The organism is Streptomyces sp. NPDC017095 (genome assembly GCF_044332325.1).
GTDB lineage: Bacteria > Actinomycetota > Actinomycetes > Streptomycetales > Streptomycetaceae > Streptomyces.
Genome location: NZ_JBIROU010000005.1, coordinates 458610 through 480533, shown reverse-complemented (window position 1 = coordinate 480533; position 21924 = coordinate 458610). Strand labels below are relative to the sequence as shown.

The following is a 21924-nucleotide window of genomic DNA, read 5'->3' as shown; positions in this document are numbered from 1 at the left end:
CCGCTACGAACGCAAAGCCGAGCACTTCCTGGCCTTCACCAGCCTCGCCTGCACCCTCATCTGCTACCGCAGGCTCACCAAATGAGATGACCTGTTACGAGGAGTCCGGCGCCGAACTCGTCGTCCTGGTCGGTGACGTGCGCGAGCGCCCCGCCGTACTCGAACGGCTGCCCGACGCCCTGCGCGACGTGACGGTGACGACGGAGCACGGCGGACGCGCCGCCGGCTCCGCCTCCCCGGCCCTCGAAGAGGCCATCGAGCAGGCCCGGCGGGAGTACGCACAGCGGCGCGTGGAGGAGGCACTCGGGCGTTTCCGGGCCGGACGGTCCTCCGCCGGCCGGCCGGCGGAGGCGGTGGAAGGCGTACCGGCCCTGGTGGAAGCCGCTCAGGAGCACCGCATCGGCACACTCCTGGTCCGCTCCGACGGGCCCGAACTGGCCACGGAGACCTGGGTGGGCGCCGAGCCGGGCCAACTGGCAGCACGCCGAACCGACGCCCGGGCCCTGGGAGAAGGCGATCCCGTCGCCGTACGCGCCGACGACGCGCTGCTGCGGGCCGCCGCCGCCACGGCAGCGGACGTGCTGTTCGTCCCTCCCGCGGACGAGGAGGAAGCGGACCTGCCCACAGGCGGCCTGGGCGCCCTGCTGCGGTGGACGCACGAACCGAACGCGGTGTGACGGCGGCGGGAAACGGAGGCAAGCGGATACGGAGCGCGGCAGCAATCCGGTCGGTCCCCGCAGGGACGACGAGATGAAGCACGAGCTGGAAGGGCGGCTGCGGGCGGGCCGGCCCAGGCACGTGGAGGAGGCGACCGATCCCGAGCCGCCGGCCGACGACGACCTCCCCGTGGGCCCGGGCGGGCCCGTCCCGCCACCCGGTGCGGAACGCGAGCAGGCCCGTTCGGCCGCCGAAGCGGAAGCGCTGCGGCTCGCATTGGCACGCCACCTGGAGCACACCGCTTTCCCGGCCGGCCGGGAAAGGCTGTTTGAGGTCCTCGCAGCCCACCACGCGCCGGCCCCGTGCCGGCGGCGGTGCGCAAGCTGCCGCAGAGCGGCGAGTACGCCGATGTGACCGAGCTGGTCAGGACACCAGGTGTATTGATCACGAGCGTTGTGGACACGCGCGGGTGCTTGATCATGGCGAAGACCTCCGGTGTGGTGGAGCTGTCTGGGACTGCACCGCACGGAGGTCTTCGTGTCCCACCGCAATGTCCAGCCGACCTCACAGAACGCCCCATCGGACCGCGGCGGTGGTGGAGGAGCGGGGCTGCAGCCTGCGACAGCAGCGCGCGCTAGGCCCGGCCCGCATCGGTCCCTTCCTATGCCTGCCCACTTCGACCGTGCACCGGATCCTGACCCGGCACGGTCTGTGCACGGGTGGCTTTTCTGCTCGGAGGTGCGAATGCGGAGCTGACGTGTCCGGTCGCAGGGCACACGGTATCCGGCCGGACACCGGTGGCGTACGGGCGTAGACGCAGCCGCCTATCCCAGGTCTCGTCTGCGTTCCGCCAGACACTGGAGCCACAGTTCGTAGGCCCGACGCGCCTCCTGGAGCGACTCCCGGGCGAAGGACTCGTCGGCGAAGCCCGTGGCCGCAACCTGTTCCACCACGCGCACCAGATGGGCGGCCACCCTACGGAGCCGCTCGGCGTGCACCTCACGCAACCGCGGTGCCAGCTCCTCCTCGCGGGCGGCCATTGCCATCAAGTCGTCAAAGCCTGCCTCGTCCGTGTACGAGGAGGGGAGGCCGGGCAGATCCGGCACGGCGAGACGGCGGACAGCCGGCAGGGTGCGCTTGGCAGCCTCCTCCTGTCCGAGGACGCGATGCAGCAGCAGACGGGTCCGGTCCGTGTCGCGGACGCGACCGGAGACCGCTTCCAAGGCGTCCAGCTCCGGGCCGATGCCCTCTTCGGCCTCCGCGGCGAGGAGGGTACCCAACTGGGCGGCGATCGCCTTGCCGGTCTCCGACGCCTTGTCGATGACGTCATAGCAGGCGTCGAGCTCCTTGAAGGCGCGTTCGGCCGTGCGGATCGCGGCTGTCACCATCGCCGAGGTGTCACCATCGAATCGGCCGATAGCCTCGGCGAGCTGTGGCGACGTCATGGACATCGCCGCGAGGAGTTCCTCGGTGTGCCGCTGCCTGGTCGGCACGTTCGCTGCGTCGGCGCCCACCCGTTCCCCCCTCACTCGACGGTGTCCTCCCGTAGATCATGAACGTCAGCGGCCGCACACGGCAATCCACGGCCGGTTCTGTGACCGCCGGGACGACGGGGATGGCCGGAAACGCGCGAAGCGATACCGAAGTGGATCACGAGCGCCTCACAATGCACCCGGCCGTACCCTCCGACCCAAGGACACCGATGCTCGATTCGTACCCGGAGTTCCAGTTGCGCCTGCCCTACGGCGGGCCCACGGCCAGAGGCCGACTGCTCTCCGAGAGCGGGACCAACGGCAGCCAGAAGATGAAGGTGCTCGCGGGCTCTCCGGCGCGACCCGATGTCGTCCCGTCGTTCCCGGAGAAGACACCTTCCTCGCACAGGCTGCGCGAACGGCTGATCGCGGAGGGGGTGATACGCGAAGCAGCCACGTGGCCGGGTTGGCTGGAAGTGGTCGAGGACGTAGAGTGCAACTCCCCCTCCGCGGCGGGGGAAATTCTCGTGGGTCGTAGCTGCAACGGCTGGATGGAGTGGAAGACCGAGGACGGCCGACCGCTCGCCGACTTCCTCGGCCAGGTGTGGTCGGGGCCCAGCCGCGCCTGGCTGGTGCGGGGACCGCACTCCGCCGGACCAGACCTGTTCCGGCGTGCGTGGTTCCCCGAAGGAAGGGTGTCCCTGACCGCCGCTCGCCTGCGCCCGGCCGCGACCCAGGGCATCAGCAAGGAACAGCTGCGTGTCTTCGTCGACGAGGACTACGGGACGACGGCGACGTATACCGAGAAGCCGCAGCTCGTCGAGGAACTACACGCGTTCCTCTCCCGGATGCGACCGGGCGACACGGTGTGTGCGGTCTCCGACGGGCAGCTCCACTCCGGGAAGATCACGGGCAACGTCGAGCAGCTCCTCGCCGAGGACGGAAGCCTCATCCTTTGGCGCCCCGTGGAGTGGGGCGGCCACGGCTTTCCTCTGGACAAGCTGCCGGAGGAGCTGCGTCAGAAGGTCTCGTTGCGCCACGAAGTGGTCGACCTCACCACGGTCAGGGCCATCGTCGACGGCCTCGGGGTCAGCAACGCGGAGCTGGTGGAGGAGGCCCTGGCCGACGGTGCCGGGATCAGGGCCGAGCCCTTGGCCGTCACCGCCCGCCGCGAGGTGGAGCTGCCCGAGCCCACCGAGGAGCTGCGGGAGAAGCTCCACGTACACCACCTCGAATGGCTGCAGGAGATCAGGCAACTGCTCGACGACGAAAGGCAGCTGATCTTCTACGGCCCGCCGGGGACGGGCAAGACCTTCCTCGCGCAGGAGCTCGCCGAGTTCTTCGGAGGTGGGCGGGAACAGGTCGAACTGGTCCAGTTCCACCCGTCCTATTCCTACGAGGATTTCTTTGAGGGCTTCCGACCTCGCGAGGACCCCGGTACGCGCGAAGTCGCCTTCCGGCTCACGGCCGGCCCCCTGCGGGAGTTCGCCGAACTGGCCCGCAGGGAGGGGAACAGGCACATCCCGCACTTCCTGGTCATCGACGAGATCAACCGGGCCAACCTCGCCAAGGTCTTCGGCGAGCTGTACTTCCTCCTCGAATACCGGGACCGGTCGGTGCGGCTGACCTACTCCGACGAGGATTTCTTCCTCCCCCGCAACCTCTTCATCATCGGCACGATGAACACGGCCGACCGCTCGATCGCCCTCGTCGACGCGGCGATGCGTCGACGCTTCGCCTTCGTCGAGCTGTCTCCCCGCATCGATCCGACCCGAGGGCTGTTGCGGTCCTGGCTGAAGGCCAAGGAGAAGGACGTCGAGCCCGCGGATCTGCTGGAGGCCCTCAACGCCCGCATCGACGACCCCGATTTCCGGATCGGACCGTCGTACCTGATGAAGCCCGGCGTCTATCGCGAGGGCGGCCTGGAACGGACATGGCGAACCAAGATCCTCCCGTTGTTGGAGGAACACCACTACGGCGATGACGTGGACATCGAGGGTCGTTACGGTCTTCCGGCACTCCGCAAGGCCCTTGCATCACGCACCGTCGCGCCGGAACCGGAAGAGGGGACCGGCCCGCAGTGACGTCCGACGTCCGGCTCGTCGAGCACCAGCCCGCGCGCTCGGTCCGGCTCCCCGATGTCGTGGGCCGCGCACTGATCACCTCGAGGATCCTCGAAGAGGCCGGGCCGGACCCGTACGAACCGGGCGCCTGGCGGCTGCGCGCCGGCAGCAAGGTCGGCGCCGTCACGCTGACCGCCCCGGGCGGCGAAGGTGTCACGGTGCGGATCGCCCCCAAGGTGCCCATCGCTCGTCTGCTCTTCCTGATCGGCTACAGCAGCGACCCCCGGGGGTGGCGGGACGGAGCCGTCGAACTGGCCACGCACGACGAATTGCTCCCGGCGTTCGCTCACACCGTCGAGCGCCAGATCGACCGCGCCCTGCGGCAGGGGCTGCTCCAGGGCTATCGGACGGCCGAGGAGTCGTCGCCTGTCGTACGCGGACGATTTCGTGAGGCCGAACAGATCCGGCGCCGCTTCGGAATGCCCCTGCCCGTAGAGGTGATGTACGACGAATTCACCACGGACATCGCCGAGAACCGCCTTCTCCGCGCGGCTGTCGACCGGCTTCTGCGCCTCCCCGGTGTCCCCCGGACCGTACGTACGCGCCTGATGCACCAGCGGTCCCGGCTGGTGGACATCACACCGCTCACCCGGGGGCAGAGACCACCCGGCTGGCATCCGACGCGGCTCAACACCCGCTATCACCCGGCACTCCACCTCTCCGAGGCGGTGCTGAGGGGATGGTCGGCCGAGCACCTGCCCGGGCAGCTGCGCATGAACGGATTCCTGTTCGACATGAACGGCATCTATGAGGACTTCATCTGTACGGCACTACGGGAGGCCATGCGCCCCTACGGTGGCAGGAGTGTCCTTCAGGCCCGGAACATCCACATGGACGAAGGGGATTCGATCCGCCTGCGACCCGACTTCGTCTGGTACGGAGAGTCCGGCACCCCGCTGATCGTCGCGGACGCCAAGTACAAGGCCCGCAGAAAACGCGGCCTTCCCAACGAGGACCTGTACCAAATGCTGGCCTACTGCACTGCCCTGGGGCTGCCGGAGGGGCACCTGGTGTACGCGAAGGGCAACGCTCCGCACATCAGCCACCGTGTGCGACATGCCGGTACAGTCCTCCACCAGCACGCCATTGACTTGGAACAGCAGTCTGCGGGGTTGCTTGCCGAGATCGACGCGCTGGCTCGGCGCATGCTTCACGGCTCAGCAATGTCGCGTCAGGGCAGCGCGCCCTCTGGGAGTTCCTCGAATACCTGAGCCGGTACATGGGACGCACGGCCGCGCATCCCGAGTTGCTGATAGCTCGTTGTACCGGGTCTTCTCCGATTGGGTGGCTGCTCCGCATGATTCCGATGACGAAACACATGGAGCACCGACCAAGCGTCCCCCAGGTTCCGGGGGCCGGCAGTCTCCCGATCCCGACCCAAAGTCCCAGACAAGTCCCACAGGCGCCGACGAATCCCCTCCTGGCTCGTATACATGCAGGTCAGGAGGGGATTGGCGGCGTTGTATCTGAAGCTGCTCAGATATCCCGGAAGATCTCGATCTGCGCGCCGATCGAGTTCAGGCGTTCGGCCAGGTCCTCGTAGCCGCGGTTGATGACGTAGACGTTGCGGAGCACGGACGTGCCCTCGGCCGCCATCATCGCCAGGAGGACGACCACCGCGGGGCGCAGGGCCGGCGGGCACATCATCTCGGCCGCGCGCCAGCGGGTCGGGCCCTCGACCAGCACCCGGTGTGGGTCCAGGAGCTGGAGCCGGCCGCCGAGGCGGTTGAGGTCGGTCAGGTAGATCGCGCGGTTGTCGTAGACCCAGTCGTGGATGAGGGTCTTGCCCTGCGCGGTGGCCGCGATCGCCGCGAAGAACGGGACGTTGTCGATGTTCAGGCCGGGGAACGGCATCGGGTGGATCTTGTCGATCGGCGCCTCCAGCTTGGAGGGGCGGACCGTGAGGTCGACCAGGCGGGTGCGGCCGTTGTCGGCGCAGTACTCGGGCGAGCGGTCGTGGTCGAGGCCCATCTCCTCCAGAACCGCCAGCTCGATCTCCAGGAACTCGATCGGCACCCGGCGCACCGTCAGCTCCGACTCGGTGACCACGGCGGCGGCCAGCAGGCTCATCGCCTCGACCGGGTCCTCGGAGGGGGAGTAGTCGACGTCGACGTCGATGTTCGGCACGCCGTGCACGGTGAGCGTGGTGGTGCCGATGCCCTCCACCTTGACGCCCAGCGCCTCCAGGAAGAAGCACAGGTCCTGGACCATGTAGTTGGAGGAGGCGTTGCGGATGACCGTGACGCCGTCGTGGCGGGCGGCGGCCAGCAGCGCGTTCTCCGTCACGGTGTCGCCGCGCTCGGTCAGCACGATCGGGCGGTCGGGGCGGACCGAGCGGTCCACCTGGGCGTGGTACTGGCCCTCGGTGGCCGCGATGTCGAGCCCGAACCGGCGCAGGGCGATCATGTGCGGTTCGATGGTCCGGGTGCCGAGGTCGCAGCCGCCGGCGTACGGCAGCTTGAAGTGGTCCATGCGGTGCAGCAGCGGGCCGAAGAACATGATGATCGAGCGGGTGCGCACGGCGGCCTCCGCGTCGATCGCCGCCATCTCCAGCTCGGCCGGCGGGACGAGTTCCAGGTCGACGCCGTCGTTGATCCAGCGGGTGCGCACGCCGATGGAGTTGAGCACCTCCAGCAGGCGGTACACCTCCTCGATGCGCGCCACCCGGCGCAGCACCGTGCGGCCCTTGTTCAGCAGCGAGGCGCACAGCAGGGCCACGCAGGCGTTCTTGCTGGTCTTGACGTCGATGGCGCCGGACAGACGGCGGCCGCCGACCACGCGCAGATGCATCGGACCCGCGTAGCCCAGCGACACGATCTCGCTGTCCAGCGCTTCACCGATTCGGGCGATCATCTCAAGGCTGATGTTCTGGTTGCCGCGCTCGATGCGGTTGACCGCGCTCTGGCTGGTGCCGAGCGCCTCCGCGAGCTGCGCCTGCGTCCAGCCCCGGTGTTGCCGGGCGTCACGGATGAGCTTGCCGATGCGTACGAGGTAGTCGTCTGACATGAGGGTGAGGCTATCTCAGATATGAGATGGCGCCCTCTCGGGGGGTCCGTTCGGGCTAGCGCGGTGACGGGCCGTCAACCCCGCCGGGTGTGGAGCCTGTCCGCGCGGCCGGAAGATCGGGCATATGCCACCAAGCGGGAGAATGTCCGGCCCGGCCGTCCGGTGTCCGCGCGTGCGGACATGACCTCGCCGCGCCCATGTACTACTGTTATCTCGACATCGAGATATCTGCCGAGGCGCACCGTGGTCGCCACACTGGTAAGGCACGCCTGACTTAGCCTGACCTTACTGGTTCGTCCGAGCCGGGGTGGCGGCACGATTGACGGTGGTACGCGCACATCAATGAAGGAGACTGTCGTGTCGGCGAACAGCTTCGACGCCCGCAGCACGCTGCAGGTGGGCGACGAGTCGTACGAGATCTTCCGGCTGGACAAGGTGGAGGGCTCGGCCCGGCTGCCGTACAGCCTCAAGGTCCTGCTGGAGAACCTGCTCCGCACGGAGGACGGCGCGAACATCACCGCCGACCACATCCGCGCCCTCGGCGGCTGGGACTCCCAGGCCCAGCCGGCCCAGGAGATCCAGTTCACGCCGGCCCGCGTGATCATGCAGGACTTCACCGGCGTCCCCTGCGTCGTGGACCTCGCCACCATGCGCGAGGCCGTGAAGGAGCTGGGCGGCGACCCGGCGAAGATCAACCCGCTGGCCCCGGCCGAGCTGGTCATCGACCACTCCGTCATCGCCGACAAGTTCGGCACGAACGACGCCTTCCAGCAGAACGTCGAGCTGGAGTACGGCCGCAACAGGGAGCGCTACCAGTTCCTGCGCTGGGGCCAGACCGCCTTCGACGAGTTCAAGGTCGTCCCGCCGGGCACCGGCATCGTCCACCAGGTGAACATCGAGCACCTGGCCCGGGTCGTCATGGTCCGCGACGGCAAGGCCTACCCCGACACCCTGGTCGGCACCGACTCGCACACCACCATGGTCAACGGCCTCGGCGTCCTCGGCTGGGGCGTCGGCGGCATCGAGGCCGAGGCCGCCATGCTCGGCCAGCCGGTCTCCATGCTCATCCCGCGCGTCGTCGGCTTCAAGCTCACCGGTGAGCTGCGGCCCGGCACCACCGCCACCGACCTGGTGCTCACCATCACCGAGATGCTCCGCAAGCACGGTGTGGTCGGCAAGTTCGTCGAGTTCTACGGCGAGGGCGTGTCCGCCACCTCCCTGGCCAACCGCGCCACCATCGGCAACATGTCGCCGGAGTTCGGCTCCACCGCCGCGATCTTCCCGATCGACGGCGAGACCCTGAACTACCTGCGCCTGACCGGCCGCAGCGAGCAGCAGGTCGCGCTGGTCGAGGCGTACGCCAAGGAGCAGGGCCTCTGGCTGGACCCGCAGGCCGAGCCCGACTTCTCCGAGAAGCTGGAGCTGGACCTCTCCACGGTCGTCCCCTCCATCGCCGGCCCGAAGCGCCCGCAGGACCGGATCGTCCTCGCCGAGGCCGCCCAGCAGTTCGCCAAGGACGTCCTCAACTACGTCGAGGTGCCCGTCACGCAGCAGGGCACGGCCGCCTCCCCGGTGGACGAGGCGAGCGACGAGTCCTTCCCGGCCTCCGACGCCCCGGCCTACGGCCACCAGGACAACGGGGCCGGCGCCCCGCAGCACGGCCAGGGCACCGGCGCCGTCCCGTCCCACCCGGTGCAGGTGACCGCCCCCGACGGCACCACCTACGAGCTGGACCACGGCGCGGTGACGGTCGCGGCCATCACCTCCTGCACCAACACCTCCAACCCGTACGTCATGGTCGCCGCCGCCCTGGTCGCCAAGAAGGCGGTCGAGAAGGGCCTGACCCGCAAGCCGTGGGTCAAGACCACCCTCGCCCCGGGTTCGAAGGTCGTCACCGACTACTTCGAGAAGGCGGGCCTGACCCCGTACCTGGACAAGGTCGGCTTCAACCTCGTCGGCTACGGCTGCACCACCTGCATCGGCAACTCCGGCCCGCTGCCGGAGGAGGTCTCCAAGGCCGTCAACGACCACGACCTCGCGGTCACCTCGGTCCTCTCCGGCAACCGGAACTTCGAGGGCCGTATCAACCCCGACGTCAAGATGAACTACCTGGCGTCCCCGCCGCTGGTCGTCGCCTACGCCCTCGCGGGCTCCATGAAGGTCGACATCACCCGGGACGCCCTGGGCACCGACCAGGACGGCAACCCGGTCTTCCTGAAGGACATCTGGCCCTCCGAGGCCGAGGTCAACGAGGTCGTCGCCAGCGCCATCGGCGAGGACATGTTCGCCAAGTCCTACAGCGACGTCTTCGCCGGCGACGCCCAGTGGCAGTCCCTGCCGGTCCCGACCGGCAACACCTTCGAGTGGGACCCGCAGTCCACCTACGTGCGCAAGCCCCCGTACTTCGAGGGCATGACGATGGAGACCACCCCGGTCTCGGACATCTCCGGCGCCCGCGTCCTGGCCAAGCTGGGCGACTCGGTCACCACCGACCACATCTCCCCGGCCGGCGCCATCAAGGCCGACACCCCGGCCGGCAAGTACCTCACCGAGCACGGTGTGGAGCGTCGTGACTTCAACTCCTACGGCTCCCGCCGTGGCAACCACGAGGTCATGATCCGCGGCACGTTCGCCAACATCCGCCTGCGCAACCAGATCGCGCCGGGCACGGAGGGCGGCTACACCCGCGACTTCACGCGGGCCGCCGAAGGTGACGGGGGTGCACCGGTCTCCTTCATCTACGACGCCTCGCAGAACTACCAGGCCGCCGGCATCCCGCTGGTCGTCCTGGCCGGCAAGGAGTACGGCTCCGGTTCGTCCCGTGACTGGGCGGCCAAGGGCACCGCGCTGCTCGGCGTCAAGGCCGTCATCGCCGAGTCCTACGAGCGCATCCACCGCTCGAACCTCATCGGCATGGGCGTCCTGCCGCTGCAGTTCCCGGAGGGTGACACCGCCGAGTCCCTCGGTCTGACCGGCGAGGAGACCTTCTCCGTCTCCGGCGTCACCGAGCTGAACGAGGGCCGTACCCCGCGCACGGTCAAGGTCACCACCGACACCGGTGTCGAGTTCGACGCGGTCGTCCGCATCGACACCCCCGGCGAGGCCGACTACTACCGCAACGGCGGCATCATGCAGTACGTGCTGCGCAGCCTGATCCGCAAGTAGTGATCCGCGCGTAGACGGCACGATCCCACGGCCGGCGGGCCGCGTCCCCGAGGAGGGGGCGCGGCCCGTCGCCGTACCCGGCCGGCGGCTCGTCGCCGTATCCGGCCGCTACGGCGCGGGGCGCGCCCCCGCCGTGCCGGGCCGGTGCGGTCAGCCGGTGGGCGTCTCCCCGTCCGGCAGCGCGAGCTCGGCCCAGATCACCTTGCCGTCCGGGGTGTACCGGGTGCCCCAGCGCTCGGCCAGCCGGGAGACCAGGAACAGGCCCCGGCCGCCCTCGTCGGTCGTCGCCGCGTACCGCAGGTGCGGGGAGGTGCTGCTGCCGTCGGCGACCTCGCAGACCAGCGTGCGGTCGTAGATCAGCCGCACCCGGACCGGGTCGGAGCCGTAGCGGATGGCGTTGGTGATCAGCTCGCTGAGCACGAGTTCCATGCCGAAGCCCAGCTCGGCCAGGCCCCACCGCGCCAGCCGGGCGCCGACGGCCTCGCGCATCCCGGACACGGCGGCCGGATCGCGCGGGACGTCCCAGTCGGCGACCCGGTCGGCCGGCAGCGCCCGGGTGCGCGCGACGAGCAGGGCCACGTCGTCGCCGGGCCGCTCGGGCAGGAGCTGCTCCAGCACCGCCCGGCAGCTCTCCTCCGGCGACCGGCCGGGCCGGTCCGCCAGCGCCTGGCGCAGCAGCTCCATGCCCTCGTCCAGGTCCCGCCTGCGGTCCTCGATCAGCCCGTCGGTGTACAGCACCACCTGGCTGCCCTCGGCCAGCTCCAGCTCCGCCGTCCGGAACGGCATGCCGCCCAGGCCCAGCGGAGGCCCGGCGGGCAGCTCGGGGAAGGTCACCGTGCCGTCCGGGCCGACCAGCGCGGGCGCCGGATGCCCGGCCCGGGCCATGACACAGCGCCGCGTCACGGGGTCGTACACCGCGTACAGACAACTGGCGCCCACGATCTGCCCGGCCGTCCCCAGGCTCGCCTCGTCCTGGTCGATCCGTCCCACCAGGTCGTCCAGGTGCTGGAGCAGTTCGTCCGGCGGCAGGTCGAGCGTGGAGAAGTTGTGCACCGCGGTCCGCAGCCGGCCCATCGTCGCCGCCGCGTGCAGTCCGTGCCCCACCACGTCGCCGACGACCAGCGCCACCCGGCTGCCCGGCAGCGGGATCACGTCGAACCAGTCCCCGCTCACCCCGGACCGCGCCGGCAGATAGCGGTAGGCGACGTCGAGGGCGCTCTGCGCGGGCAGCGCCCGCGGCAGCAGGCTGCGCTGGAGGGTGACCGCGACGGTGTGCTCGCGGGTGTAGCGGCGGGCGTTGTCGATGCTGACGGCGGCCCGGGCCACCAGCTCCTCGGCGAGGGTCAGCTCCTCCGCGTCGAACGGCTCCCGCCGCGCCCGCCAGAAGTTCGCCAGGCCCAGCACCGTGCCACGGGCCCGGATCGGCGCGGCGATCAGGGAGTGGATGCCGTAGTCCAGGATGCGCCGGGTGCGCTCGGGGTCCTGCGCGAGCCAGCCCTCGGCCGCCGCCAGGTCGGTCACCAGCTCCGCGCGCCCGGCGCCGTAACCGCGGGCCTGCGGGGTGGAGGGCAGGAAGTCGATCAGCCGGCCCTGCTCGTAGAGCGGGGAGTCGTCCTCGACGCCGCTCACCGCGACCCGCCGCATCCCCGTCGCCGCCCGCCCCGGCTCCTCGCCGTCCAGCACGGCGTCGGCCAGGTCCACGGTGACGAAGTCGGCGAACCGCGGGACGGCGATCCGCGCCAGCTCGTCGGCCGTGCGGACCACGTCCAGGGTGCCGCCGATGCGCAGGCCCGCGTCGTACAGCAGCTCCAGCCGCTCCCGCGCGGCCTCCGCCCGGCCGGACACCGCCTGGAGTTCGGTGGAGTCCCGCAGGGTCACGACGGTCCCTCCCGGGTGCCCCGCGCGGTCCGTGGAGCGCTGGTTGACCGCCAGCAGCCGGCCCTTGGCGAGATGCACCTCGTCACTGGCCGGGCGGCCGGAGCCGAGCAGCTCCGCCGTGGCCGGTTCCAGGTCCGGCAGCTCCCGCACCGTGCGGCCCTCGGCGTCGGCGGGCAGGTCCAGCAGCCGCCGCGCCTCGTCGTTGACGAGCAGCAGCCGGCCGTCGGCGCCGATGATGAGCACGCCCTCCCGCACCGAGTGCAGGACGGTGTCGTGGTGCTCGTACATCCGCGACATCTCGTCCGGGGCCAGGCTGTGGGTCTGCCGCCGCAGCCGGCGGCCCACCAGGGCCGTACCGCCGGTCGACACCACGAGCGCGCCGCCGCCGGCGACGAGGATGATCGGGAGCTGGCGGTCCAGGGCGCTGGTGACGTTCTTGACCTTCATGCCGGCCGAGACGAGCGCGACGACCTTTCCGTGGCCGTCGTCGACGGGCACGATCGCCTGCACCTCGTGGCCCAGAGGACCGTGCACGCTCTCGGTGTACACCTGGCCGGCCAGCGACGGCTCAATGGTGCCCACGAACCGCTGGCCGATCTTGCCGGGCAGCGGATGCGTGTAGCGGATGCCGTGGGTGTTCATGACCACGATGAAGTCGACGCCCGCGGCCTTGCGTCCCGCCTCGGTGAGCGGCTGGAGGACCTGGGTCGGGTCGGGCGTCCGCAGCGCCTCGACCAGGCCCGGCCCGTGGGCGAAGGTCTGGGCCACGGCTATGGAGCGTCGCCTGGCCTCGGCGGTGGTGTCCCGCCGGGACTGCAGGACGAGGGCGATCACGGCGCAGAGCACGAGGAGCACCACCAGCGCCACCTGGAGCAGGAAGACCTGCCCGGCGACGCTGCGCGGGCTCTTGCCGCTCACGGTCCGCCAGGCGAGGCGCCTGAATCGCGCATATGCGTCCGACATGCGCCATTTGTAGCACCGGTGTTTTCCGGGTGGCTATGGCCCGTCCACGAGGTGGACACCACAGGGGCGTATGTGGACGCCCGCGAGGTACGACGGCGGGGGCGCGGGCGGTCTGCGCGCGGGCGGCCTCGTCCGACTGCTCCGCGAGGGGCGCCTCGGTCGCAGGAGCGGGCGAGGGTTCCACAGCTCCGTCGCGCCGGGCCGGAACCTATGGCGGCCACCGGCCCGCACCGGCCGCCCGCTCGCCGTCGCGGTGGTCAGTCCGGGCGGCCGGGGGCGGCCGGGCGCAGCTCGCCCGGGGTGCGTCCGTACCGTTCGCGGAAGACGCGGGTGAAGTGCGACTGGCTGGCGAAGCCCCACACATGGGCGATGTCGGCCACCGTGAGCTGCGCCGAGCCGGGGTCGGTGAGCTGCTCGTGGGCCCGCGTCAGGCGGCTTTCGAGGATGTGGCGGGAGGGGCTGAGCCCGGCCTGCCGGAAGACGCGGCTCAACTGCCGGGTGGAGACGCCCACCGCGTCGGCGACGTGCTCCGCGCACAGCCGGGGGTCGGACAGGTGCTGGTCGATGTACTCCTTGGCGAGCAGCAGCCGGGCGCCCTGGTCGTCCCCGAGCCGTCCGCCTCCCATCCGGGACGCCGCGAGCGAGCGCACCAGGCCCAGCACGGTGCCCTCGGTGCCCGCCACGTCGCCGGGCTCCCGCTGGGCGAACCAGCCGGACAGCACGGACTCCAGGGCCCGCACCGCCGGGGCGTCGGCCGGCGACCGCCGCCCGAAGACCAGCGGCGCCGGAAGGTCGGCGGACAGGCAGCGCTCGGCGAAGACCTCCCGGGGGATGTCCACCAGGAGCTGGCGCATGGTGGTGGGGAAACCGAGCAGGTAGGAGCGGCGGGTGTCGTACAGCACCAGGTCGCCCGCGCCGAGGCTGAGGCAGCCGCCGCTGTGGAAGAACACCGCCTGCCCCGAGACCAGCAGGGTCGCGAAGACGGAATCCTTGGGCGTCTCCCGGCACAGCCGCGCGTTGCGCTCGATGACGTGCTCGTTCCCGGCGATGTCGGCCAGGCGCAGGCTGCCGAGGCTGGCGTTGGTCTGGGTGGCCAGCAGCCCGTCGTCGGAGTACGGGGAACAGGTCAGGCCGACCAGGGCCTGCCGGTTGTAGTCCTCCCAGAGGCCGACGCGGTCCGCCTGGTCGACCGACCGTGTCGACACTCGGGAGAACACGGTGGCGGGGTGTCCGGTCAACTCGGCCTCCTTGCTGAGGTGAGCCAGTGTCCTGCACGCCGCGGGGGAGTGCGCCTTCGAAGCCGGCCCCGCCGGAGCGGTTCCGCCGGGACCGGACCCGGCCGGGGTGCCCGCGCGCTGCCGTCAGCGAAGGTTACTGGGTGACGCGGCTCCGGTCACGACCCGACGGCGGACCCCTGCCCGATGGCCCGCTCCGGAGAACCGGGGCGGGCCGTCGGACGGGGGAGTGACAGGGCGGGGCAGGTGGGGGGAGCTGCGCGGGCGGGTGGGGGAGAGCCGCGCGGGCCGTTGGGCGGGTGCGGGTGCGGGTGCGGGTGTGGGTGCGTGCGGGGCGGGTGCGGGGCCGGACCGGCCAGGGGGCGGGTCTCAGACCGCCGAGTAGCCGCCGTCGACGGGGATCACCGCTCCGTTGACGTAGGCCGCCGCCGGGCCGCACAGGAACGCGATGACCGAGGCGACCTCCCGGGGCAGCCCGAGGCGCCCCATCGGGACCCGGGCGAGCACGGCACCGGCCGCCGCCGGGTCGTCGAGCACGCCGCGCGCCAGCGGGGTGACGACGAAGCCCGGCGCCACCGCGTTCACCCGGATGCCGTCGGGCGCGTACTCGGCCGCCAGGGACCGGGTGAGCTGGGAGACGCCGCCCTTGCTGGCGCTGTAGGCGGGCCGGTCCCGGCTGCCGAACAGCGCGAACATGGACGAGACGGTGACGACGGAGCCGCCCCGGCGGGCCAGCAGCGGCCGGGCCGCCTCGCACGCCGTCATCGCCGCGCCCAGGTTGACCGCCAGCACGCGGTCCCAGGTCGCGGGCTCGTACTCGGCGCGGTCCGCGCTCATGCCCGCGCAGACCACCAAGTGGTCCAGGGTGCCGGTCTCCGCGATACGGAGGGCCAGCCCCTCCCGGTCGGTCACGTCCTGTTCGATGACGCGCACCCGCTCGTGCCGGGGCGGTTCGCCGCCGGGCGCGGGCGGCAGGCCCAGGGCGTACACCTGCGCGCCCAGCTCCGCCAGCAGCTCGGCGGTGGCGGCCCCGATGCCCGAGGTGCCGCCGGTGACCAGCGCGGTGCGGCCCGCGAAGGCGTCGGGGCCGGGGAACGGCGGGGCGCTGCCGGGCACGGGCCCGGGGAAGGGAGCGCCGCCGGACGGCGCGGTCCCCGGCGGTACGGGGCCGGACGGCGCGGCGGTGGGGGCGGCGCCCGTGGCGGGCGGTACGGGCCCGGTACCGGGGCCGGTCGGTGCGCCGGTGGTCATCGGCTGTCTCCTTCCCGGTCGGCGTGCGCCGGGGCCGCCGGGGCGTGCTCCTCGGAGGCCGAAGCCAAAGCCGAGGCCGAGTGCGAGTGCGAGATCGAGGGCGGGGCCGAGGGCGACACCAGGATCTTGATCTGGTCGCCGCCGTCCAGCAGCGACGAGAACCCCGCGCGCACCACGTCGTCGAGGGCGATGACGGACGTCACCACGGGGCGGAGGTCCAGGCCCTCCGTCCCGACCATCCGGATCAGCTCCGGGTAGGTGTCCCGGTAGCCGACACTCGCCGTGATCGAGTGCTCGTTGTCCACCAGGGCGGAGGAGTCGAAGCTGACGCGGCGCCCCAGCCCCACCAGCACCGTCCGCCCGCCGCGGCGGGTCGCCGCCAGGCAGGTGTCCAGGGCCGCCTGGGAGCCGGCCACCTCGAAGGCGACGTCGGCGCCCTCACCGCCGCAGGCGGCACGCACCCGGAGCCCCGCGTCCGCCTCCCGGGCGTCCACCACCTCGGTCGCGCCGAGGCGCGCCGCGAGGCCGAGCCGGGCGGGGTCGACGTCGGAGGCGACGATCCGCCGGACTCCCCGCCACGCGGCGAGCAGCACGGTCAACAGTCCGACCGGGCCCAGGCCCACGACGGCCACGCTGTCGGCGTCCCCGCCGCGCCGCAGCGCGTGCAGCGCGACCGAGGCCGGTTCGAAGAGGGCCGCCTGCTCCAGCGGCACCTCGTCGGGCAGCCGGTGCGCCATGTACGAGGGCACCGTGGCGTACTCGGCCAGCCCGCCGTGGCCCATCAGCCCGGCGAAGCCGAAGTGGCGGCAGATGTTGTACTCGCCCGCCCGGCAGCGCGGGCAGGCGCCGCAGCGGTAGTGCGGTTCGACCGCGACGCGGTCACCCGCCGCCAGCCCGTGCACGGCCGAGCCCACGGCGGTGACCGTGCCGCAGAACTCGTGCCCGAGGACGAGCGGGGCGCGGGCGCCCGAGGCCGGGTGGACCTGGTCGACCGGCACCGAGTGCGGGCCGTCGGTGTACTCGTGCAGGTCGCTGCCGCAGATCCCGCAGTACGCCACCGACAGCAGCACCTCGTCCGGGCCCGGCGGGGTCACCTCCCGCTCGGTGACGCGTACATCACGCGCTCCGTACCAGACCGCGGCCTTCACAGCGCACCCTCCGAGGCGGCAACCGGTGTGGCGTCGTGTGCGGGCCCGGTGTCGGTGCCCCTGCGGCGCAGCACCGCGGGGGCGGTCTCCCGCAGCCCCACCGCGAGCAGGACCACGGCGACGGCGCCGCCGCAGGAGATGAACATCGCCGCGTCCAGACCCCAGACGTCCGAGGCCAGCCCGGCGACCAGGGGACCGATGAACCCGCCCGCCAGCTCGCCGACGCCCATGACCAGGCCGAGGGCGACGGTCAGCGTCCGTCGCGGCACGGACTCGGCGGGAATGGTCGCCATGATCAGCGTGAAGCAGCCCAGACCGGTGTACGAGAGCACCACGACGCCGCCGAGCAGCACCGGGTCGTCGACGTACACCACGGCCAGCGGGCACAGCGCTGCCACGACGGTGAAGGCGATGAGCGCGCCCCGCCGGCCAATCCGGTCGGACACCGCCGGGGTCAGGAAGCCCCACAGCACCCAGGCCACGCCGAAGCAGGTCATGACGTGGCTCATCGTGCTGGGGGAGAAGCCCTTCTCGTCCTCCAGGTAGGTGGGCGTGAAGGTGATGATGACCGTGAACCAGGTCAGGTAGAAGCAGGCCGCCAGGGCGCACAGCACGATGTTGCGGTGCGCCAGCACTTCCCGCAGCACCTCGCGCAGCGGGGGCGCCGCCTCCTCCGGCACGGTGGCGTCTGATACGTCGGGGAGCACCGATACGGGCGGGCGCTCGCGTACCGACCGCGCGATCCACACGGCGATCAGCAGCCCGGGGACGATGGTCACCAGGAACGCCGTCCGCCAGGTGTGGTGCTCGGCGATCCAGACCACGGCCAGCGGGGCGACGATGCCGCCCAGCAGCCCCGCCGACGACCCCTGGAGCAGGCCCATGTTCAGGCCCCGCCGGTGCTCCCGCGAGGCCTCCACCATCAGCGACTGCGCCAGCGGCAGGACCGCGCCCTCCGCCAGACCCATCAGGGCCCTGGCGATCAGCAGACCGGCGAAGCCGGTCATCAGGCCGCCCACCGCGGAGAAGCAGGAGAACAGCACGACGGCGGCGATCAGGACCGGGCGGCGGCCGTACCGGTCCGCCAGCCTGCCGCAGACCAGCCCCGACAGTGCCCACGTGAGCGCCAGCACACCGGACAGGACGCCCAGGGCCGTGTGCGAGAGGTGGAAGTCGTCGGAGATGAACGGGGCGAGGAAGGTCAGCGCCTGGCGGTCGAAGAAGACGAAGCCGAAGGCCGCGAAGAGGACGAGCAGCAGGCGGTGTTCATAGCGGCGGGCCTCGGCGTCCCCGGGTGCCGTCACCGGGTCCGGCGCCGCGGCGCCGGACCGGGAAGGGGTTCTGGTCATGGCGACCTCGTGTCGGGTTCCGGACGCTGCCGGTCAGCGGAACAGGGAGTCGACGTAGGCGGCGCCGATGCCGGCCTCGTCGTAGTGGCGGCGGCACATCTCGATGTAGTCGTGCACGTCGAAGAAGCCGGTGGGCTCGCCGTTCTCGTCCAGCCAGATGAGCGGGCCCTTGACGATGAAGAGCGCCTTCATCGGCTGCTCGCTCTCGTACGCGACCAGGGTGTGGCCCTCGCCCGGAGCCTCGTACACGAAGTCACCGGCGCCGGCCGTCCAGGGCCGCTCCAGGTAGCCCCACTTGCCGGAGATGGTGTACGCGAACACCTCGTGCGGGTGGTAGTGGCGGTTGACCAGACCCGCCTCCTTGGCCCGCAGGATGTCGGACCACGTGTTGTCCTTCACGTTGATCCACAGCGGGCGGGAGCTGACGGTGTCGGTGAAGGGCGCGTAGTAGCGGTCGTCGTCGGTGGCGACGTCGGAGAGGTAGACCTCCGGCAGCGCGTCCGGCTTGAACGAGTTCTCGATCGGCTTGAGGTTCTTCCAGAACTCGTTCTTCGGCTGCTCAGGCATGGAACGGACTCCCTGGCTCGTTCATCGGGTGGTTGGCTGGAAGTCAATCCCGCGACGCTTGTCCTGTCTGTCCCGTACGGGACACCCTTCTTTGCCTGTTCCGGACGTCCGCCCGGACCGGGTCCGAGATCACCGGCCTGCCGTCACGGGCCAGCCGAGTCGACTGCCGGTGCGGACACGGGCTTCAAGGGCTTCGACCGTGAACCCGGGGGCGCAGTGAACTCCATGACGACCGGGGGGCGGGAGCGTGGTCGGCGCCCCCTCGCCGTAGCTCAGGGCGGACCCGGTGGCCGAGGGCACCGGGTCCGCGAGCCGGGCAGGTGAGGGGGGTGGGAAGCCTGCCCGGAGGGGATGGCCTCGGGTGGCGCCGCTGGTGCGCCCGCCGATGGCGACATCGTTGTCATAACGTTCGTTACGTGACTCTACCGCCTCAACCGCGAGCGCAGTCAACCCGGTTGGCTGGGCCGACCGGGTGAACCCGGCGTGCGCCTCCCGGAGCGCGGACGGTCCCGTGTGCTACTGGTGGCGCACGCTATCGTCCCCGCGGCTGGTGCGACCCCTGGTGCGCGACCCGTCCGTCCCGAGAAGGACCGCGCCATGCGTCTGCGCCCCCTGTCCCTGCTGCTGGCCGTGCTCCTCGCGGCCGCCGGCGGCTCCGTCCCCGCGCCCGCGGCCGCCCTCCCCGGTCTCGTCGAGGACCCGACGCCGTACGTCGACCCGCTCATCGGCACCCGCGGCGGCGGCGACGTCTTCCCGGGCGCCGTCGTGCCGTCCGGTATGCTCTCCTGGAGCCCGGAGAACACCCGCGGCGACGCGACGAGGACCGCTGCCCCGGGCGGCTACCAGTACGACGCCACCCGCGTCCGCGGCTTCAGCCTCACCCACCTGTCCGGCACCGGCTGCGCGGGCGGCAGCGGTGACATCCCGTTCTTCCCGTACGCCGGCGAGGTCACCTCCTCCCCGGCGAGCGACACCCGGGACGCCGTCTACGCGTCCGGCTTCCGCCACACCGACGAGCGGGCCGAGCCCGGCCGCTACCGGGTGCGCCTGGCCTCCGGTGTCACCGCCGACCTCACCGCCACCGCGCGCACCGGCTCGGCGCGCTTCGGCTTCCCGCCCGGGAAACCCGCGTCCCTGCTGGTGCGCACCGCCAACTCCGAGACCGGCTCGGCGGACTCGACGGTCAGGATCGACCCGGCCGCCCGGACGGTCTCCGGCTCGGTCACCTCCGGGAACTTCTGCGGCCACCTCGACCCCGAGGGCCGGCGCGCCTACTACACCCTGCACTTCACCGCCCGCTTCGACCGCGCCTTCGCCGCCGTCGGCACCTGGCACGACGGCAGGCTGGAGCCCGGCTCGCGGACGGCCTCCGGCGGCGCCGGCGGCTTCGCGCACGGCGGGTGGCCGGTCGCCGGGAAGGGCGCGGGCGGCTACGTGCGGTTCGCGCCCGGCGCCGGACCGGTGCACGTGAAGGTGGGCGTCTCCTATGTCAGCCGCGAGGCCGCCGCGGCCAACCTGGCCGCCGAGAACCCGCCGGACCGGTCCTTCGGCACGGTCCGGGACGCGGCCCGCCGGGCCTGGCGGGAGCGCCTCGCGGCCGTCAGGGTCGGCGGCGGCACCGAGGCCGAGCGCACCGTCTTCTACACCGCGCTCTACCACGCGCTGCTGCACCCGAACGTCATCAGCGACGCCGACCGCCGCTACCGGGGCGCCGACGGCCGGGTGCACACCGTGGGCGCCGGCCACCGGGCGCAGTACGGCACGTTCTCCGGCTGGGACGTCTACCGCGACCAGGTGCAGCTGCTGACGCTGCTGGACCCGGACACGGGCTCGGACATCGCGCAGTCGCTGTACGAACTCGCCCGGCAGAACGGCGGCGTCTGGGACCGCTGGCTGCACGGCGCGAGCGGCACCCACGTCATGAACGGCGACCCCTCGCCGACCGCGCTCGCCGGCATCCACGCCTTCGGCGGCACCCGCTTCGACCTGGCGGGGGCGCTGCGCTCCCTGGTGCGCGCGGCCACCGTCCCCACCCCGGGCGACCTGTCCGCGGCGGGCCGGCCGGTGCTGTCGGTGGGTCAGCGGCCCTCCCTGGACCGGTACCTCGATCTGCACTACATGCCGTCCGTCTCCCACGCCTGGGCCGGCGCCGCCGAGACCCTGGAGATGTCCACCGCGGACTTCGCGCTCTCCCGGCTCGCCGACGCGGCCGGGGAGCGGCGGACGGCGGCCGTGTTCGCCCGCCGCGCCCAGTGGTGGCGGAACAACTTCAACCCCGCGGCCGGCCCGGACGGCGGCTACATCGCCGACCGCCGGGCCGACGGCGGCTGGGTCCCCGGCTTCACCCCGGACACCGGGGACGGGTTCGTCGAGGGCACGGCCGCGCAGTACACCTGGATGGTCCCGCACGATCCCGCGGGCCTGTTCGCGGCGATGGGCGGCCGGGACCGGGCGCTCGCCCGGCTGGACGACTTCTTCCACGACGCCGACGGCGGCTGGGCCCTCACCGGCAGCGGCGGCACCAAGGCCGAGCTGGCCAACGAGCCGTCGGTCAACGTCCCGTACCTGTACGCCTACGCGGGCGCGCCCTACCGGACGCAGGAGACGGTCCGCGCGGCGGTACGGCGGCTGTGGTCCGCCCGGCCCGAGGGCATCCCGGGCAACGACGACCTGGGCGCGCTGTCCGCCTGGTACGTCTTCGCCGCGCTCGGCATGTACCCGCAGGTGCCGTCCCGGGCCGAACTGGTCCTCGCCTCCCCGCTGTTCGAGCGGGCCGAGATCAGCCGGCCGCGGGGCAACGACATCGTGGTGCACGCCGCCGGCGCGACGGCCGGCACGCCGTACGTCCGGTCCCTGCGGGTGGACGGCCGTCCCGGCGACCGCCCCTGGCTGCCGGCGTCCTTCGTCCGCGACGGCGGCCGGCTCGACTACACCCTGTCCGCCACCCCGCTCCGGGACTGGGGCGTGGACAACCCGCCGCCGTCCTTCGGGGCGGACGGGCCACCCCGGACCGGGTGATCTCCCGCGCGCGCCGCGCGTCCCCACCCGCGGACGGCGCTTGACCTCAAGCGGACTTGAGCTTCTACGTTCGCTCCGTCGTCGTACCGACA

General features: G+C 71.9%; 12 protein-coding genes and 2 pseudogenes. 6 read left to right on the top strand and 8 right to left on the bottom strand.

What is annotated here, in order from left to right:
- The first annotated feature begins 86 nt into the window (after positions 1-86).
- Both ACH4OA_RS13445 and ACH4OA_RS13440 read left to right on the top strand, forming a co-directional pair.
- The gene (locus ACH4OA_RS13445; RefSeq protein ID WP_397969022.1) at positions 87-677 is read left to right on the top strand and encodes a hypothetical protein; all 591 of its coding nucleotides are present in this window, start codon (positions 87-89) and stop codon (positions 675-677) included.
- A gap of 533 nt (positions 678-1210) precedes the next feature.
- Positions 1211-1369 (top strand): annotated as a pseudogene (locus ACH4OA_RS13440) (IS481 family transposase); the annotation flags it as partial.
- A 112-nt stretch (positions 1370-1481) separates the two neighbouring features.
- On the opposite strand, the gene ACH4OA_RS13435 reads toward ACH4OA_RS13440, so the two are convergent.
- Positions 1482-2150: a hypothetical protein gene (locus ACH4OA_RS13435; protein ID WP_397969021.1), complete on the bottom strand. Its 669-nt coding sequence runs from the start codon at positions 2148-2150 to the stop codon at positions 1482-1484.
- 209 nt (positions 2151-2359) lie between these two features.
- Between ACH4OA_RS13435 and ACH4OA_RS13430 the strand changes: the two genes are divergently transcribed.
- Complete coding sequence (locus ACH4OA_RS13430; protein WP_397969044.1) at positions 2360-4213, top strand: DUF4357 domain-containing protein; 1854 nt, start codon at positions 2360-2362, stop codon at positions 4211-4213.
- A complete protein-coding gene (locus ACH4OA_RS13425) occupies positions 4210-5463 on the top strand; it encodes an McrC family protein (protein ID WP_397969019.1) in 1254 nt (417 codons plus the stop codon). The genes ACH4OA_RS13430 and ACH4OA_RS13425 overlap by 4 nt, the downstream gene beginning before the upstream one ends.
- Before the next feature lie 265 nt (positions 5464-5728).
- On the opposite strand, the gene ACH4OA_RS13420 is transcribed toward ACH4OA_RS13425, so the two are convergent.
- Complete coding sequence (locus tag ACH4OA_RS13420) at positions 5729-7258, bottom strand: UDP-N-acetylglucosamine 1-carboxyvinyltransferase (protein ID WP_365871045.1); 1530 nt, start codon at positions 7256-7258, stop codon at positions 5729-5731.
- Positions 7259-7600: 342 nt separating this feature from the next.
- Here ACH4OA_RS13420 and ACH4OA_RS13415 point away from each other — a divergent pair, with 342 nt between their 5' ends.
- The gene (locus tag ACH4OA_RS13415; protein ID WP_397943183.1) at positions 7601-10423 is read left to right on the top strand and encodes an aconitate hydratase; all 2823 of its coding nucleotides are present in this window, start codon (positions 7601-7603) and stop codon (positions 10421-10423) included.
- Positions 10424-10573: 150 nt separating this feature from the next.
- Here the strand turns inward: ACH4OA_RS13415 and ACH4OA_RS13410 are convergent, their stop codons facing one another.
- The 6 genes from ACH4OA_RS13410 to ACH4OA_RS13385 all read right to left on the bottom strand — a co-directional run bounded on the left by ACH4OA_RS13410 (position 10574) and on the right by ACH4OA_RS13385 (position 18814).
- A complete protein-coding gene (locus tag ACH4OA_RS13410) occupies positions 10574-13264 on the bottom strand; it encodes a SpoIIE family protein phosphatase (protein WP_397969017.1) in 2691 nt (896 codons plus the stop codon).
- A gap of 257 nt (positions 13265-13521) precedes the next feature.
- Positions 13522-14502, bottom strand: coding sequence for a helix-turn-helix domain-containing protein (locus ACH4OA_RS13405; protein WP_397969015.1), 981 nt, complete (start codon positions 14500-14502; stop codon positions 13522-13524).
- Positions 14503-14868: 366 nt separating this feature from the next.
- The gene (locus ACH4OA_RS13400; protein WP_397969013.1) at positions 14869-15750 is read right to left on the bottom strand and encodes an SDR family NAD(P)-dependent oxidoreductase; all 882 of its coding nucleotides are present in this window, start codon (positions 15748-15750) and stop codon (positions 14869-14871) included.
- Entirely contained in the window at positions 15747-16898 is a 1152-nt protein-coding gene (locus ACH4OA_RS13395; protein WP_397969011.1) for a 2,3-butanediol dehydrogenase, read from the bottom strand. The genes ACH4OA_RS13400 and ACH4OA_RS13395 overlap by 4 nt, the downstream gene beginning before the upstream one ends.
- Complete coding sequence (locus ACH4OA_RS13390; RefSeq protein WP_397969010.1) at positions 16895-18247, bottom strand: MFS transporter; 1353 nt, start codon at positions 18245-18247, stop codon at positions 16895-16897. Before ACH4OA_RS13390 ends, ACH4OA_RS13395 begins: the two co-directional genes overlap by 4 nt.
- 33 nt (positions 18248-18280) lie before the next feature.
- On the bottom strand, positions 18281-18814 hold the full coding sequence (locus ACH4OA_RS13385) for a 2,4'-dihydroxyacetophenone dioxygenase family protein (RefSeq protein WP_397943173.1): 534 nt from the start codon (positions 18812-18814) through the stop codon (positions 18281-18283).
- Positions 18815-19411: 597 nt separating this feature from the next.
- On the opposite strand from ACH4OA_RS13385, the pseudogene ACH4OA_RS13380 reads away from it, so the two are divergent.
- Positions 19412-21802, top strand: a pseudogene (locus ACH4OA_RS13380) (GH92 family glycosyl hydrolase); the annotation flags it as partial.
- Between the last annotated feature and the right edge of the window lie 122 nt (positions 21803-21924).